The organism is Dactylosporangium sp. NPDC049140 (assembly GCF_040648435.1).
Genome location: NZ_JBEZDS010000002.1, coordinates 476992 through 492894 on the forward strand (window position 1 = coordinate 476992; position 15903 = coordinate 492894).

Below are 15903 nucleotides of genomic sequence, written 5' to 3' on the forward strand. Positions count from 1 at the left end.
CATCCGTTAGACCGGCAGGTGTCGTATCGTCGAACGTCTATGGAGGACAGCGTGGTCCGATCACTCGTCGCTCTCGTGGTGCTCGCCGCGGCCGTGGGCATCACCGCCGCCGCGCCGGCGGCCGCCGCGTCCGCGCCCGGCCCCTGCGGGTACACCGCGACCCCCGAAGACCCGCCCGCGCGCCCGGTCTCGCTGCCGCCCGACCCGCGGCACACGCCCGACCGCGGGACCGTCACCGTCACGCTGTTCACCAACCTCGGGCCGATCCCGCTGACCCTCGACCGCGCCGAGGCGCCCTGCACCGTGCAGAGCTTCCTGCACCTCACGCGGCACGGCTTCTACAACCGCACCGTGTGCCACCGGCTCACCACGTACCCCACGCTCAAGGTCCTGCAGTGCGGCGACCCGACCGGCACCGGCGAGGGCGGGCCCGGCTACCGCTACAAGGACGAACTGCCCACGAACCTGCCCCCGGCCCCGACCGACCCGACCGGCGTGCGGCGCATCTACGGCCGCGGCCTGCTCGCCATGGCCAACGCCGGCCCGGACACCAACGGCAGCCAGTTCTTCCTGGTCTTCGCCGACTCGGTGCTGCGCCCGAACTACACGGTCTTCGGCTCGGTCCGCCCGCTGGGCCTGCACACCCTGGACTACATCGCCGCGGGCGGCGTCGCCCCGACCGCCGACGACCCGGCCCCGGTCGACGGCGCCCCGGCCCGGCGCACGGAGATCATCCTGGCCTTCTGAGGGTTTTCCACAGGCGAAAAATCATCCTGTCGTACCACCTGAGCCGTTCCTAGCCTGAAGGTATGACGGTGGACGATGTCTGGCGCGTCCCGCCCGCGATGGTCCGGCGGGCGGGACGGGCCGCGCTCGACGCACAGTGGACGCTGACCGCGATCCTCGAGCGGATCGAGGTCCCGGTCGTGGTGGGCGAGGACGGCCGCCTGACGTTCTTTCCGCACGATGCCGCCGACGTCACCGCGATCCGGGAGGCCCAGCTGGCCGCCCGGACCGTCCACGCCCACCTGGCCGGGATGCTGCGGTAGCTACTTGGCGGCGCCCAGCGTGTCCAGGGCCGCCGTCGCGCCCGGGTGCAGCGGCACCGGCGCCGTCTTGCGCACCGTCTGCAGGGTGATGCCCTTCGCCGCCGGGTTCGCCTTCGCCAGCTCGTCGCGCTTCTCCACCAGCGTCCTGGTCAGCACGCAGGCCAGGCCCGCGTCCATGTCGGAGCGCACCAGCAGCACGTTCGGCACCACGATCGTCTTCACGTCCGCCGCCGTCCTGTACGTCGCGGCCGGGATCGTGCCCGCCTGGTACGCCGGGCTGAGCTGCTGCATCTTCGGCAGCAGCGAGTCGATGTCGAGGAACTTCACCTTGTCGCCGGCCGTGGTGAACAGGTCGGTGACGCCCGACGTCGGCAGGCCGCCCGACCAGAAGAACCCGTCGATCGACCCGGCCTTCATGCCGTCGGTCGTCTTGGCCAGGTCCAGCCGCTGCGGCTGGATGTCCTTGTCGGGGTCGAGCCCGGCCGCCTTCAGCAGCCGCTGCGCGATCACCTCGGTGCCGGACTTCGGCGACCCGGTCGAGATGCGCTTGCCCTTCATGTCGGCGACCGAGTTGATGCCGGAGTCGGCGCGCACGACCACGTGGGTGGAGTTGTCGTAGATGCGGCCCAGCGCGGCGATCTTCACCGGCTTGCCGTCGAACGAGCCGGTGCCCTGCACCGCGTCCGTCGCGGTGTCGAAGAGCGAGAACGCGACCTGGTAGTCGCCCTTGTCGAGGCTCTGGATGTTGCCCACGGAGGCCTGGGTCTCGGCCGCGGTCGCCTTCACCTTGTTGCTCGTGGCCTTGGTGACCTGCTCGGCGAGGGCGTTGCCGACGACGTAGTACACGCCGGTGGTGTTGCCGGTCGCGATCGAGATGCGGGTGTCGCTCTTGACGCTGCAGTCGAGCGCGGCGCCGGCCGCCGCGCTAGCCGACGTCCCCGCGGGCGTCTGCCGGCCCCCGCACCCGGCCACCCCCGCCAGCAGGATCGCCGTCGTGCACAGGATTTTCAGGGTTCGCACGTGAGCTCCTTCGCGGTGAGAGAAACACGAGCAGTCCCGCCAGCGCGAGCAGCACCACGCCGGCGACGACGGTCCACAGGTCGAGCCACAGCAGGGCGAGCGCGGCCAGCCCGGCCAGCACCCTCGGTACCGCCGGAGCCGCCCCCAGACCGATGAACCAGCCACCGGCGGCGACGGACAGCGCCAGGACCCCGGCGGCCGAGGCGGCCAGGGCGAACGCGACCCGGTCCCAGCCGCCGATGCCGAGCAGCCCCTGCCCGGCCGGGGTCACCACGAAGGCGATCGGGACCAGATAGGCCGGCAGGGCGTACCGCAGCGTCTGCCACATCGTCGGGAACACCCGCCCGCCGGTCACCGCGGCCGCCGCCACGGACGCGAGCGCGGTCGGCGGCGTCGCCTCGGAGAGCACCGCGAAGTAGAAGATGAACATCGCCGTCGCGGGCTCGGGGATGCCGAGGTTGAGCAGCGCCTGGCCGAGGATGACCCAGCCGATGATGAACGAGGCGGTGACGGGCACGGCCAGGCCGAGCAGCGTCATCGCGACCGCGGCGAAGATCGCGGTGAGCGCGACGACCGCGGTGTGGTTCGTGGCGAGGGCCTGGGCCCAGTCGACCATCAGGCTCGACAGCTGCGGCCCGAGCCCGGTCTTGGTGGTGCTCGCGGTGATGACCCCGGCCGCCGCGCACACGGCGACGACCGGCAGCACCCCGCGGATCCCGGCGGCGAGCGCCTGGACCAGCCGCCGCGGCGTGAGCCGGTGCCGCCGGTCCAGGAACGACAGCGCGGCCGCGAGCAGGGTCGCCCACACCACCGCCTGCGTCGCGGAGCGGCCGAGCGCCAGCAGCACGACGATCACGATCAGGGACAGGAAGTGGTACCCGAACCGTGCCAGCAGCGACCACGCGGACGCCACCTTCAGCCGCACCGCCCGCGCCCCGAACCGCCGCGCGTCGATCTCGACGGAGAGCAGGATGCCCAGGTAGTACAGGATCGTCGGCACCGTGGCCCAGCCGAGCACCTTGAGGTAGGACACGTCGAGGTACTCGGCGATGATGAACGCCGCGGCGCCCAGCGTCGGCGGGGACAGGATCGCGCCCACCCCGGCCGCGGCGAGCATGCCCCCGGCGCGCTCCGCGGGGTAACCGGCCCGGCGCAGGATGGGCCACGTGACCGCGCCGATGCTCACGGTCGTCGCGGCGCCGGAGCCGGATACGGTACCGAGCAGAAAGCCCGACGCCACCGCCGTGCGCCCGGCCGCGCTGCGGGAGCGCCGGAACGCGGCGACGGACAGCTCCACGAAGAACGCGCCGGCCCCCGACAGGTCGAGCACGGCGCCGTAGATGGTGAACAGCACGATGTAGGAGGCCGCGACGTCGAGCGGCGTACCGTAGAACCCGCTCGGCGAGTTGTACAGCGCGTCGACGATCTGGTCGAAGTCCAGCCCCGCGTGCGCGATCTCCCAGCCCTGCGGCAGCAGCCCGCCGTAGTAGTCGTACGCCAGGAACAGCCCGCACACGACGGGCAGCACCCAGCCCGTGGTGCGCCGGCACGCCTCGACGATGAGCAGCAGCAGGGCCGCGCCCATCACCACGTCGAGGGGGTCGAGCAGCCCTTGCCGGTCGAGGAACGCGTCGTACCCACCGCCGACGAAGGGCAGCACCGGGTACAGGCACGTGACGAGCGCGACGACGGCCAGGACCCAGTCCCCGGCGGTCGGGCCCCCGCCGAGGACCGGGCCGTCTCCCGGCGGTGTTCCGCCGCGTCGCCGCAGCCGGATGCCTGACGGGTAGAGCACGAACACGAGGGGCAGCACCAGCCCGAGAAAGATGACGAGGTAGTACTGGCTGCCCTGCGCGAGCGGCCGGAACACCTGCCACAGCACGAGCAGCGCCGCGATCGCCGCGACGGCGGTGACCCCGGCGTCGACTGAGCCGTACACGCGCCGCCCCGGCTTCTCCTCCTCGAACTGCGCCGCGAGCTCCCGGACGCCGGCGTCCTCGAGCACGGACGCGTTCACGGCTTCGCCCTCTTGGTGCATGCCGTCCACGGCCTCCTCGGGCAGGCCATCCGCGACGGTGCCGCGCGCCTCGTCCCGAGCCGTCCCCGTTCCGGACTCGTCCGACATGCGCCGGAGAATACGCGTTTTCATAAATATTCGTAACGGTCAACGTCTGGGATTTGGTAGCGAACGTGCAACAACGCGGCATGATGTTGCGCGTGTACGAGTTGGACGTCGTAGCGCCCGACAGCCTGGGCCGGTTCGTGTATCGCTGGTACGGCCCCCCGGACCGCCCCCCGGCCGACCTGGACCTGTCCGGCGTGCCCGGACCCCTGGCCGAGTGGCACCGCCTGGCCTCGCGCTACACCTACCCGCTGAGCCGCGACCACGCGATGCTCCCGCCCGGTGGCCCGCGCTTCTGGCAGGGCGCCACCGACTGGTACTCCTACGACGCCGAGGCCCACGCCAACGGCGCCCTCGACCCCGAGGTGATCGAGAACGACGAGCTGCACACCGGCCTGCCCCTGTCGCGGTTCCTGGTGTACGCCGCCGTCTACGAGGCCGCGTACGCCCCGCTGCACGGCCTGGTCCACATGGACCCGGCTCCCACCGCGGTCCGCGCGGTGAAGGTCCGCCTCCGCGAACTGGACGACGGCCTTTGGCAGTGGCCCGACCCGTCCGTACGCTGGTTCGGCGACGACGACCTGCTGGCCCACCTGGGCCCGGACCGAATCGTGATCGCGGGCCGGCACCGCGACGCCCTGGGCCGCTTCGACGGCCTGGCGATCCCTTGGGACTGGGACTCGAGAATGCTCTGATCCCACCCGGCGAAAGCACGTCCGACAACGGCCAAGCGCCGCCGGTCAGCCCCGCGTCCCGGTAAGCCCGCCGTAAAGCCACAAACCGGATATGCCACCCGGCAGGCGATAAATCCGATAAGTCGCGGCGCGGAGCGCCCGACTTATCGCGCCGAACACGCCGCGAATCAGGGCACGTGCACCAGCATCGCGCACACGTCCTCGTCCTCCGGCACGTTCAGCACCGTCATCAGGTGCGACACCACGGCGTCGAAGTCGGCCAGGTCGACGCTCTCCCCGGCCCGGCGCACCAGTTCCAGCCCGCCTCCCCGCCGCCGGTCGCCCCGTGAGCGCGCCACCGTCGCGTTCAAGCCGGTGTAGAAGAGCACGCGGTCGCCCGGGGCGAGGGTGACGGCCGTGTCCGAGTACTGCATCTGGTCCACCTCGCCCAGTGGCAGGCCGAGCGGGCCGGACAGCACGGTGCCCAGGCCCGCGGCGTCGTAGCGGATCGGGGCCACCTGGCCCGCGGCGGCCCAGCGCAGCTCGCGGGTCTGCGGGGAGTACCGGGCCACGATGAGGCAGGCCGTGTGCTCCACCTCCATCGCGCACAGCATGCCGTTGACGGCGGTCAGGATGTCTCCCGGCGACATGTCCAGCATGGCGTAGGCCCGGACCGCGTAGCGCAGGCGCGCCGCCGTCGTCATCGAGGACAGGCCTCGCTCGTCCACGTCGCCCAGCACGAGGATCGAGCCGTTTCCGCCCACCGGGGTGGCGTCGTACCAGTCGCCGTCGATGGTGCCCACGCGCTCGGGGGAGCGGCACCGGCCGCAGATCTCGACGCCCTCCAGGTGGCCCAGCTCGGGGTCGGTCGGCAGCAGGGCCTTCTGCAGCGCCTCGGCCGCTCGGCGCTCGTCGGCGAGGCGGTGCCGCTGGGCGGCCAGGGCCTCCTCGGCGCGGCGCAGGCGGCCCTCGATCGCGCGCTCCTCGGTGACGTCCTGCAGCGTGCCGCGGACCGCGGTGACGTTGCCCGTGTCGTCGTGGATCGCCTCGGCGGTCAGGCGGAGGCGGCGGCCGTTGACGCGGCCCGCGCCGCGGATCTCGGCCAGCAGCTGCTTGCCCTCGACGATCGTGCGGCGCACCGCGTCCTGCACGGCGAGCAGGTCGTCGGGGTGCACGCTCGCGGTGAGCTCGTCGACCGGGATGCGGCCCGCGTCGCCGCGGCCGGCCTGGCCGCGGTGGAACAGCCGGACGAGCTCGGGGGAGCAGCGCGGCTCCGGGTCGCGCAGTTCCCAGCAGAACGAGCCGATGCCCGCGATGCGCTCGGCCTGCAGCAGCTGGTCGTGCAGGAGATCGGCCTCGGTGGCGACCTTCCACACCGCGAACACCCGGTCCCACAGCCGCACCGCGTGCACGGTCAGCGTCTGCGGGCCCGGCACGCCGTCGGTGCGCGGGTCGGCCCGCAGGCCCTCCAGGCGGCGGGGCTGGCCGTCCTGCAGTACCCGCGCGAACTCCGGCAGCAGCGTCGCGCTGCCCAGCGCCGGGTACGCGGCCAGCAGCGTGGCCTCGTCCGGGTCGACACGCGCGCCGGAGAAGATCTGCCGGGCCAGGCCGTTGGCGTACTCCACCCGGAAGTCGACGAGCTGCCCGTCCTCGTGCACGGGGGAGAGCAGCGCGCCCGGGTCGTGCAGCGCGTCGACGACGGTCGGCAGCCACACCTGGGCCGGGGCCGCCTGCCCGCTCTCCTCGCCGCCCACGTGGAACCAGGCGCTGGCGATCTCGTCGCCGATGAGCGCGTCGACCTGGCGGCCCACCGGCTCGAGCAGGGCGGCCACGTACCGCCGCAGCTCCTCGCCGGCCGGCAGCCCCTCGGCCCAGGTCATGAGGATGCCGCCGATGACCCGCTCGCCGGCGATGAGCGGGGACGCCAGCAGGGTCTCGCCGCCGAAGGGCTGCTGGCCGAGCACGGGGAAGCGGCGGCGCGCGTCGGGCTCGGGCGCGAGCCACAGCGTCTCCACCTCCTGCGCGGCGACGACCAGTGGCAGCCCCGGGTCGGGAGGGATGCGCGACCAGCGGCTGCGGACCTCGCCCGGCACTCCGAAGGTGCCCACGCCCCGCTGGGCGCCGTCCGGGTCGAGCAGGGTCAGCAGCACCGCCGTGGGCGGCGGCCACGCGGTCGGGGCGGTGCCGAGCACGTCGCAGATCTCGTCGTAGCTGCGGGCGGCCGCGATCCGGGCGCTCAGGAGCTGGTGCTGGGACTGCAGCGCCTCGACCTCGGGGGTACGGCTGGCGCGCTTGCGGGCGGCCGGAACGGGTACCGTATCCGGCTTCTCCACCTTGGTGGAGGCCCGGGAGCGGGCGACGTGCTGGCGCAGCTCGTCGTCGATGAGGTTCACCACATCGGGGGCGTTCGGGTCCGGCGACGTGGTGCCGACGATCGCCGCGGCCACCTCGATGAGCTTGATGTTGGTGCGCTGGCTGAGCCGCACGAGCTGGTCGAAGCCCTGGTCGGGGGTGATCCCGAGCCGCTCGACGAGCACGCCCTTGGCCTGCTCGATGACCGCGCGGTTCCGCATGGCGGTGCGCACCCCGGTCAGCTCGGCTCGCAGCTTGGCGACCAGCGCGGCGAGCGCCTCCGCCGGCTCCGCGCTGCTGTTGCCGCTCTCCGCGGGGGCCCTCTCGGCCATGCCTGTCGCCTCTCCCGTCCGTGCCAGTGTCCCGGCGCACCGCGTCCGGCTCGCCCGTTGATGTTTACCACCATCCGGCCCGGGTAGGGGCGTTGGTAGGTCAGCGCAGTCGGTTCCTGGAGGTCGCAGTCTTGAGGATCGCCCTGGTCTCCGCCCAAGCCAGCCCGCTGGGGCTGGGCGGACCGACGGCGGGAGGCCGGCACACCCACGTGGCGGCCCTGGCCCGGGCCCTTGGAGCCATGTCGCACGAGGTGACGGTGTACGTGCGCCGGGAGGACCGGGCCGCGCCCGAGCGCCTGCCGTTCGCGCCCGGCGTCACGGTCGAGCAGGTGCCCGCCGGCCCGGTCGAGTCGCTGCCGGCCGACGACACCCTGCCCCACATGGGGGACTTCGGCCGCGCCCTCGCGGCCCGCTGGGGCGACGAGGCGGGCGTCGGCCCGGACGTCGTGCACGCCCACTACTGGCTCTCCGGCCTCGCCGCACTCACCGCCACCGCGGACGTGCGGCGGCCGGTCGTGGTGACGTACCACGGCCTCGCCTCCGCCGAGCGCCGCATCCTGCCCGTCGACCACAACGCCGGCCCGGGCCCCCGCGCGGGCATGGAGCGCACGCTGGGATCGCTGGCCGACCGGGTCGTCGCGCAGAGCGAGGACGAGGTCGCCGAGCTCGGCCGCATGGGGGTGCGCCGCGCCGCGACCGTGATCGTCCCGTCGGGCGTCGACACCGAGCTGTTCACGCCGTCCGGCGCGGCCGCCGACCACCGCCGCCCCGGGCTGCGCCGCATCCTGTCCGTCGGCCCGCTCGTGCCGCGCAAGGGCTTCGGCGACCTCGTCGAGGCGCTGCGCCGCGTGCCGGGGGCCGAGCTCGTCGTCGTCGGCGGCCCCGACCCGGCCCGCCCGCCGCGCGACATCGATGCCGACCCCGAGGCCCGCCGCCTGATCCAGCTGGCCGACACCCACGGCGTCGCCGACCGGGTGCGCATCGTCGGCGCGGTCACCCCGGAGGAGCTGGCGGCCTGGTACCGCTCCGCCGACGTCCTGGCCTGCGCCCCCTGGTACGAGCCGTTCGGCCTGACCCCGCTGGAGGCGATGGCCTGCGGCGTGCCGGTGGTCGCCTACGCCGTCGGCGGCATCGGCGAGAGCGTCATCGACAACGTCACCGGCGTGCTCGTGCCGCCCCGCGACGTCAACGCGATGGCCGGCGCCCTGCGCGCGCTGCTCGGCGACGAGGTGCGCCGGATGAGCTTCGCCAGCGCCGCGATCGACCGCGTCCGCTCCCGCTACAGCTGGGAGCGTGCGGCGACGGAGCTGGAGCGGGTGTACCAGACGGTGACCGGCGGCCCCGCCGCCGCCGACGGCGCCGAGGAGTCGTCCGAGGAGGACGAACTCTCCGAGGTCTCCTGATCACGTTCGGTGGCTCGCGTCTTGCTCATGGACCGGGCGGCGCGGTACGTTTGTCGAACCACATCCGCATCCTTCGTTGGACCGAGTCCTTCGTCGGATGGCCTCGGCGGGTCGTCAAATCAGCCGCGATCCAGTCGCCGCGGGACGTGCCGGGCGCTCGAGACCAGGGCGCCGACCGGCCGAACTTCGCCGTGAGACCGCCGTGAGACCGCCGTGCGTTGCCGTGCGTCGTGGCCCTCCCGGCCGGCAGGCAGGGAGACCCCTCATGACCATCACCTCCCGCGGACCCCGTGCACCCGGCAAAGACGTCGAATCGGCCGCCCAGGCCCTGCTCACGCTCCTGGCCGACCTTCCGCCCGACAGCCCTGACCGCCCCCGCGTCCGGGCCCGCCTCATCGAGCTGTACCTCCCGCTGGCCGAGTACCTCGCCCGCCGCTTCCGCAACCGCGGCGTGCCCCTCGACGACCTCGTCCAGGTCGCCGGCGTCGGCCTGATCAAGTCCGTGGACGGCTACGACCCGACCCGCGGCGCCGCCTTCCCCAGCTACGCCATCCCGATGATCGCGGGCGAGCTCAAGCGGCACTTCCGCGACAAGGGCTGGGACGTGCGGGTGCCGCGGCGCCTGCAGGAGCTGTGCCTGGAGCTCGGCAAGATCTCCGGCGGCCTGGCCCAGGAGCTCGGCCGCTCGCCGACCGTCGCCGACCTCGCCGCCCGCCTCGGGGTCAGCGAGGAGGAGGTCATCGAGGGCCTCGAGTCGGGGCACGCGTACCGCGCCCTGTCGATCAACGCGCCCGCCGGCGGCGACGACACCGGGGCCGAGCTCGCCGACCTCCTGGGCGGCCTGGATCGGGCCCTGGAAGCGGTGGACGACCGCGAGTCGCTGCGGCCCCTCATCGAGCGGCTGCCCGAGCGGGAGCAGCGGATCATCGCGATGCGGTTCTTCGGCAACCTGACGCAGACGCAGATCGCCCAGCGGCTGGGGATCTCGCAGATGCACGTGTCCCGGCTGCTGAGTCACGCCCTGACGTTCCTGCGGGGCGAGCTGAACGGCCCGCTGTGAGTGCTCAGGCCGGGGTGAGGACCGAGGAGACCGTCAGCTGGTACACGTTGTAGGCCTGCCGGATCACCGGGTGGGCCACGTTGCGCACCGGCACGCCGCCGGGGGTCGTCCCGCGCTCCGACCCGGCGTGCGCGTGCCCGTGCACGGCGAGGCCCACGCCCGGCGCGCCGTCGATGGCCTGGGCCAGGTGGTAGGAGCCGAGGAACGGGTAGATCTCCACCGGCTCGCCCAGCAGCGTCTCGGGCACGGGGGAGTAGTGGGTCAGCGAGATCCGCACGTCGCACGAAAGCGCCGCCAGCGCCTCGCCGAAGCGCGCCGCGAGCTCGCGGCCGTGGCGGGTGAAGGCCTTCATCTCCGGCTCGCCGAACTCGCTGGCGCACGCGCCCGCGAACCCGCCGCCGAAGCCCTTGGTGCCGGCCACGCCGACGCGGATGCCGTTGCACTCCAGCACGGCGCCGGTGCACTCCAGGACGGTCAGGCCGGCGTCGCGCAGTATCGCCGTGACCTCCTCCGGCCGGTCGGAGTGGTAGTCGTGGTTGCCGAGGATCGCGACGACGGGCACGGCCAGCCCGCCGAACTCGCGGGCCACGCACGCCGCCTCCTCCGGGGTGCCGTGCCGCGTGAGGTCGCCGGCCAGCAGCAGCAGGTCGGCCTTGCCGCCGAGGTGCTCCAGCGCCGGGCGGTAGCGGCCGACCACGTCGGCGTCGAGGTGGACGTCCCCGACCGCCGCGATCCGCACACACCCCTCGTCGGTGCCCGTCACAGCTCCTCCACCTCTTCCGGCTCGTGCACGCGGGTCAGGCCGATGTTGCACTGCACCGGCAGGTCCGGGAACGCCTCGGAGACCACCCGGCAGATCGTGTCGCGGCGCTCCGCGCTCTCCACCTCGCCGACGAGCGCGATCCCGGCGCCGGTGCGGACGAAGCGGATGCCCTGCTCCGTGATCCGGTCGTCCTCGGCGAGCAGATGCTGCAGCTCACCCTCGACGTACTGCTCCGTGGACATCGTGGTCTCCCCTCACACCGCCGCGGCCAATGCGCTGGCCTCGGCCATCGACATCACGCCGAGTCGGTCGATCAAGAACAGGAAAGCATGGGCATACGGCGAGTGGGCCGTTTCGCGGTAGACCCGGGGCCAGTCGATCTGCTCCCGCAGCGACCGCGCCACGGGCAGCCCGCGCGCGAAGTCGCAGTAGTGCGCCGACCACGTGAGCACCTTGTGGATCATCAGCTCGGTCGCCGAGAGGACGGGCATGTGGCAGGCGTTGACCGCGATGATGTCGGTGTCCTCCAGCGTCGCGTCGGTCACCGGCCGCTGCACGGGGCAGAAGATGAAGTCGATCAGGTTCTCGTCGTCCCAGCCCTTCACCAGCCAGCCCTCGGGCGGCACTTCGCCGCGGAAGCCGACCTCGGCCAGCGCGGCCAGCACCCGCTCCGAGTCCTCCTGCTTGATCAGGAAGTCGATGTCGTGGTCGACGGACTCACCGCCGCGCGCGTACACCGCGAAGCTGCCCGCCAGGCAGAAGGGGATGCCCGCGTCCTTGAGGTGGAACGCGGCCTTCTTGAGCGTGGCGATCAGTGGCTGCCTGTCCTCGGAAACTGCCATGCCTGACGGCTTACCCCCGCCTTCATTCCGTCACACGCACCGAATTCGCCAGTTCCTCACCCAGGCGCCGCAGCTCACCGGCCGGGCAGGCCTGGGCCAGCCGCGGGAAGAGCTCGGTCTCCTCCTCCTGCATGTGCTGGCGAACGGCGTCGAAGCGCTCGGCGGTGAGCGGGGCGAACGAGGCGTGCTCGGCCTCCTCGTAGGAGGCGATGTCCGGTCCGGCCGGCAGGTGCTCGCGCAGGGCCGGGTGCAGGAAGCGCGACTCGGCGTCGGCGTGGCGGGCGAGGGCGTCCGCGGCGTCGGCGAGCGCGTCGCGGCGCCGCTGCGGGGTGGAGGCCGTCTCCGCGTCGGCGAACAGCGACTCCAGCCGGCGGTGCCCGGCCGTGAGGAGCTCGAGGAGATCCGCCGACATGGAGCAGGCGTACCCAGAGCGGACATCCGCTAACCCACTCTACCGTGATGTTGGTACATGTGTTCGAATAGTCGACCATGGAGCGAAGAAAGCACTGGTGGAACGGCACCTGGGGGCGGCTGGCCCGCCGCGACGTCTATCTGTTCGAGGACGCCGGCATCTGGTGGGTCGAGTCGCGGGAGGGCGGGGCCGACGGGCGCTGCCGGCGCTACGAGTTCACCGACGAGGAGAGCGCGATGAACTGCGTGTCCGGCCTGCTCGCGCAGCCGGGCAACTGGCGCGAGATCAACTGAACAACGTTCCGCTGTTTTCCGGCGGTACTGCACAACAAAACTGCGCCATCAAGCACTGGATCGCAATGGTTCGCCGCCCAAGGGGGTCGTAGGTTGTGAACCATGAGCCGTCGTTACCTCATGTGCCGCCCGACGTACTTCGCGGTGGACTACGCGATCAACCCGTGGATGGACCCGAGCCGGCCGGTCGACGCCGCTCGGGCCGTGGCGCAGTGGACGACCCTCTACGAGCTGTACCTGGCGCTCGGCCACACCGTCGAGCTCATCGACCCGATCCCCGGCCTGCCCGACATGGTCTTCGCCGCCAACGGCGCGACGGTCGTGGACGGCCGGGTGTACGGCGCGCAGTTCCGCCACCCCGAGCGCGCCGACGAGGGCCCGGCCTACCTGGAGTGGTTCGCCCGCAACGGCTTCGACGTGCACGCGGCCAAGAGCGTCAACGAGGGCGAAGGCGACCTGCTGCTGGCCGGCAACTGGATCCTGGCCGGCACCGGGCTGCGCACCGAGCACGCCGCGCACGCCGAGGCGCAGGAGCTCTTCGGCCGGCCGGTGCTCACCCTGCAGCTCGTCGACCCGCGCTACTACCACCTCGACACCGCGCTGACCGTGCTGTCGCGGGACAACGTCGCGTACTACCCGGGCGCGTTCTCGGCCGGCAGCCAGGCGGTCCTGCGCCGGCTGTACCCCGACGCCGTGCTCGCCACCGCCGATGACGCCGCCGTGCTGGGCCTCAACGCGGTGAGCGACGGCCACCGGGTCGTCCTGCCATCCGCCGCCACCCGCCTGGCCGGGGAGCTAGCGTCGAAGGGGTTCGAGCCGGTCCCCGTCGACGTGTCCGAGCTGCACAAGGCCGGCGGCGGCCCGAAGTGCTGCACCCTGGAGGTCCGGTCATGACGACCATCGCAAACCACACAGCCCCGGCGGTCGAAGAGGCGGAGCGCCACACGGCGCACAACTACCACCCGCTGCCGGTCGTCATCGCCGAGGCCGAGGGCGCGTGGGTCACCGACGTCGACGGGCGCCGCTACCTGGACTGCCTCGCCGGGTACTCCGCGCTGAACTTCGGCCACCGCCACCCCGGCCTCGTCGCCGCCGCCCACGAGCAGCTCGACCGGGTCACCCTGACCAGCCGGGCCTTCCTGCACGACCAGTTCGGCCCGTTCTGCCGCGACCTGGCCCGCCTGACCGGCAAGGACCTGGTGCTGCCGATGAACAGCGGCGCCGAGGCCGTGGAGACCGCGATCAAGGTGTCGCGCAAGTGGGGGTACCAGGTCAAGGGCGTCCCCGCCGGCAAGGCCACCATCATCGTGGCCGACGGCAACTTCCACGGCCGCACCACGACGATCGTGAGCTTCTCCACCGACCCGGAGGCCCGGGCCGACTACGGTCCCTACACGCCCGGCTTCGTCGTCGTGCCCTACGGCGACCTCGACGCGCTCGCCGCCGCGATCGACGAAACGACGGTGGCGGTACTCCTGGAGCCCATCCAGGGCGAGGCGGGCGTCCTGGTGCCGCCGAACGGCTACCTGCCGGGCGTGCGCCGCCTGTGCACCGAGCGCGGCGTGCTCTTCGTCGCCGACGAGATCCAGTCCGGCCTCGGCCGCACCGGCGCCACCTTCGCGTGCGACGACGAGTCGGTCGTCCCGGACATGTACATCCTGGGCAAGGCCCTCGGCGGCGGCATCGTCCCCGTCTCGGCCGTGGCCGCGAACACCGACATCCTCGGCGTGCTGCGCCCGGGCGAGCACGGCTCCACCTTCGGCGGCAACCCGCTGGCGTGCGCGGTGGCCCGCGCGGTCATCGCCCTGCTGGAGACCGGCGAGCCCCAGGCCCGCGCCCGCGAGGTCGGCGCCCACCTGCACCGGCGCCTCAACGCGCTGGTCGGCCACGGCCTGACCGCGGTGCGCGGCCGGGGCCTGTGGGCCGGCATCGACATCGACCCGGCGCTCATGACGGGCCGCGAGGCGAGCGTCCACCTCATGGCCCGCGGCGTGCTGGCCAAGGACACCCACGGCTCGACCCTGCGCCTCGCCCCGCCGCTCGTGGTGACGGAGGAGGACATCGACTTCGCCGTGGACGCCCTGGCGGCGGTCCTCCGCGGCGAGGTGGCCGACTGAGGCGGACGCCCCGGCGGCGGGTCATCAGCGGCCGAGTAATCGGCTGAAGAAGCCCTGACGCTGGGCCGGGACCGGCGCCTCCAGCACGACGACGTCCGGCGACACGGGACGGACCGGCGGGATGAGCGCCGGCATCGGGCCCGGGTGGCGGTCCGCGGGCGTCATGGGCGGGCGGTCACCGTGGGCCACCGGGCAGCGCGCGGCCGCCGGGACCGGGGAGCGCCCGCGGCGGCCGAGCTCGCGGGCGTCCGGGTCGAGGGAGAACCCGGGGCGCTGGTCGTCGGTCTCCGGGTAGTACCGGTGGAAGACGCCGAGCGTCGCGGGGCTCATCGGCGGCACGACCCACGACCAGTCGGCCGGGGTCGGGCGGCCGCAGCGCTCCTCGCTCGCGATGTGGGCCAGGAAGCGCTCCGACTCGGTGTGGTGGTCGCTGATGCGCGCGCCCGCCTGGTCGAAGGACCACAGCACCGCGCGGTTGAGCTCGACGAGCGCCCGGTCCTTCCACAGCGAGCGCTCGGTCGAGGTGTCGAGGCCGAGCCGCTCGGCGACGACCGGCAGCAGGTTGTACCGGTCGTGGTCGGCCAGGTTCCGGGCGCCGATCTCGGTGCCGAGGTACCAGCCGTTGAACGGTGCGAGCGGGTAGTCGACGCCGCCGATGTGCATGCGCATGTTCGCGATGGCCGGGATGGCGTGCCAGCGCAGCCCCAGCTCGGCGAACCAGCGCAGCTCCGGGTGCTCGATCGGCACCTCCCACACCGCGTCCTCGGGCAGCTCGTGCAGGCTCACCGAGCCGTCGGGGGCCTCGAGCGCCAGCGGCAGCACGTCGAACGGGTTGTCGGGCTTGCCGAGCCAGCCGTACTGGTGCAGCGTCTCGGTGAACTGGACGTAGCGCGGGTCGCCGACCACGGTGCCGTCCGCGTGGCGGTGCCCGGCGTAGCGGATGAGCTGCTCGTTCCACAGCTTCACGGCGGGCGTGGCGGGCCGGTGCGGCGCGAAGACCGAGATGACCGGGCGGATCACGTGCCGTTCGCGCTGCCCGGCCAGGCGCAGGTGCCGGACGAGCTCGTCGGCGATCTCGCCGGGGGCGGTGACCTTGCGCAGGTCCCGCACCACGAGGCTGCGCCAGTAGAGCCGGCCGATGCACCGGCACGCGTTGCGCCAGGCGACGCGTGCGCCGAAGACGAGCTCGGCGTACGTGTGCGCGTAGGTGCCGGTCTCGGCGATCTCGTCGCGGACCCGGGCCAGGCGCTCCCGCTCGTTGCCGCCGGGCTGCTCGTGGTGGAAGAGGGCGAGGAAGTCCTCGACCTCCGCCGGGTCGACCAGGAAGTGATCGTCCCAGACGCTCACGCCGCCACCTCCGCTTCGCTCACGCGCTACCTCCAACGTGGCAAGGAGCACATCGTGTAAGCGCCCGGGCGAACGAAGTCGCACAACGGGTGTGGCCGGCGTCGTAGCGTCAGCTAT

16 protein-coding genes are annotated in these 15903 nt (G+C 73.0%); 8 read left to right on the plus strand and 8 right to left on the minus strand.

Annotation, left to right across the window (positions count from 1 at the left end):
* Positions 1–39: 39 nt before the first annotated feature.
* Both AB0B76_RS05900 and AB0B76_RS05905 read left to right on the plus strand, forming a co-directional pair.
* Positions 40–747 carry a peptidylprolyl isomerase gene (locus AB0B76_RS05900; protein ID WP_360369953.1) on the plus strand — a complete coding sequence of 236 codons (708 nt, stop codon included), beginning with the start codon at positions 40–42 and terminating at the stop codon, positions 745–747.
* Positions 748–809: 62 nt separating this feature from the next.
* Positions 810–1049, plus strand: a complete 240-nt coding sequence (locus tag AB0B76_RS05905; RefSeq protein ID WP_360369955.1) for a hypothetical protein — start codon at positions 810–812, stop codon at positions 1047–1049.
* Here AB0B76_RS05905 and AB0B76_RS05910 read toward each other — a convergent pair whose 3' ends face one another.
* On the minus strand, positions 1050–2069 hold the full coding sequence (locus AB0B76_RS05910) for a TAXI family TRAP transporter solute-binding subunit (protein WP_360369958.1): 1020 nt from the start codon (positions 2067–2069) through the stop codon (positions 1050–1052). It lies immediately after the preceding gene.
* Positions 1975–4194, minus strand: a complete 2220-nt coding sequence (locus AB0B76_RS05915; protein WP_360369961.1) for a TRAP transporter fused permease subunit — start codon at positions 4192–4194, stop codon at positions 1975–1977. Before AB0B76_RS05915 ends, AB0B76_RS05910 begins: the two co-directional genes overlap by 95 nt.
* Before the next feature lie 92 nt (positions 4195–4286).
* Here AB0B76_RS05915 and AB0B76_RS05920 point away from each other — a divergent pair, with 92 nt between their 5' ends.
* Positions 4287–4886, plus strand: a complete 600-nt coding sequence (locus AB0B76_RS05920) for a hypothetical protein (protein ID WP_360369964.1) — start codon at positions 4287–4289, stop codon at positions 4884–4886.
* Positions 4887–5053: 167 nt separating this feature from the next.
* Here the strand turns inward: AB0B76_RS05920 and AB0B76_RS05925 are convergent, their stop codons facing one another.
* Positions 5054–7549 (minus strand): SpoIIE family protein phosphatase, encoded by a 2496-nt coding sequence (locus tag AB0B76_RS05925; RefSeq protein ID WP_360369966.1) that lies wholly within the window; start codon positions 7547–7549, stop codon positions 5054–5056.
* Positions 7550–7680: 131 nt separating this feature from the next.
* Here AB0B76_RS05925 and AB0B76_RS05930 point away from each other — a divergent pair, with 131 nt between their 5' ends.
* Positions 7681–8952 carry a glycosyltransferase gene (locus AB0B76_RS05930; protein ID WP_360369969.1) on the plus strand — a complete coding sequence of 424 codons (1272 nt, stop codon included), beginning with the start codon at positions 7681–7683 and terminating at the stop codon, positions 8950–8952.
* A gap of 265 nt (positions 8953–9217) precedes the next feature.
* Positions 9218–10012, plus strand: a complete 795-nt coding sequence (locus tag AB0B76_RS05935) for an RNA polymerase sigma factor SigF (protein WP_360369972.1) — start codon at positions 9218–9220, stop codon at positions 10010–10012.
* A 4-nt stretch (positions 10013–10016) separates the two neighbouring features.
* Here AB0B76_RS05935 and AB0B76_RS05940 read toward each other — a convergent pair whose 3' ends face one another.
* Genes AB0B76_RS05940 through AB0B76_RS05955 form a run of 4 tightly spaced genes read right to left on the minus strand, consistent with a single transcriptional unit; the run spans position 10017 to position 12029 of the window.
* Positions 10017–10775 carry a metallophosphoesterase gene (locus AB0B76_RS05940; RefSeq protein ID WP_360369975.1) on the minus strand — a complete coding sequence of 253 codons (759 nt, stop codon included), beginning with the start codon at positions 10773–10775 and terminating at the stop codon, positions 10017–10019.
* The gene (locus AB0B76_RS05945) at positions 10772–11017 is read right to left on the minus strand and encodes a hypothetical protein (RefSeq protein ID WP_360369978.1); all 246 of its coding nucleotides are present in this window, start codon (positions 11015–11017) and stop codon (positions 10772–10774) included. Before AB0B76_RS05945 ends, AB0B76_RS05940 begins: the two co-directional genes overlap by 4 nt.
* A 12-nt stretch (positions 11018–11029) precedes the next feature.
* Complete coding sequence (locus AB0B76_RS05950; RefSeq protein WP_360369980.1) at positions 11030–11617, minus strand: nucleotidyltransferase family protein; 588 nt, start codon at positions 11615–11617, stop codon at positions 11030–11032.
* 22 nt (positions 11618–11639) lie between these two features.
* Entirely contained in the window at positions 11640–12029 is a 390-nt protein-coding gene (locus tag AB0B76_RS05955; protein ID WP_360369982.1) for a hemerythrin domain-containing protein, read from the minus strand.
* A 77-nt stretch (positions 12030–12106) separates the two neighbouring features.
* Between AB0B76_RS05955 and AB0B76_RS05960 the strand changes: the two genes are divergently transcribed.
* The 3 genes from AB0B76_RS05960 (at position 12107) to rocD (ending at position 14439) form a co-directional block, all read left to right on the plus strand.
* Positions 12107–12322, plus strand: a complete 216-nt coding sequence (locus AB0B76_RS05960; protein ID WP_360369985.1) for a hypothetical protein — start codon at positions 12107–12109, stop codon at positions 12320–12322.
* Positions 12323–12424: 102 nt separating this feature from the next.
* A complete protein-coding gene (gene ddaH / locus AB0B76_RS05965; RefSeq protein WP_360369988.1) occupies positions 12425–13216 on the plus strand; it encodes a dimethylargininase in 792 nt (263 codons plus the stop codon).
* On the plus strand, positions 13213–14439 hold the full coding sequence (gene rocD / locus AB0B76_RS05970) for an ornithine--oxo-acid transaminase (RefSeq protein WP_360369991.1): 1227 nt from the start codon (positions 13213–13215) through the stop codon (positions 14437–14439). Before ddaH ends, rocD begins: the two co-directional genes overlap by 4 nt.
* 24 nt (positions 14440–14463) lie before the next feature.
* Here rocD and AB0B76_RS05975 read toward each other — a convergent pair whose 3' ends face one another.
* Positions 14464–15786, minus strand: a complete 1323-nt coding sequence (locus AB0B76_RS05975) for a nitric oxide synthase oxygenase (RefSeq protein ID WP_360369995.1) — start codon at positions 15784–15786, stop codon at positions 14464–14466.
* Positions 15787–15903 lie beyond the last annotated feature (117 nt).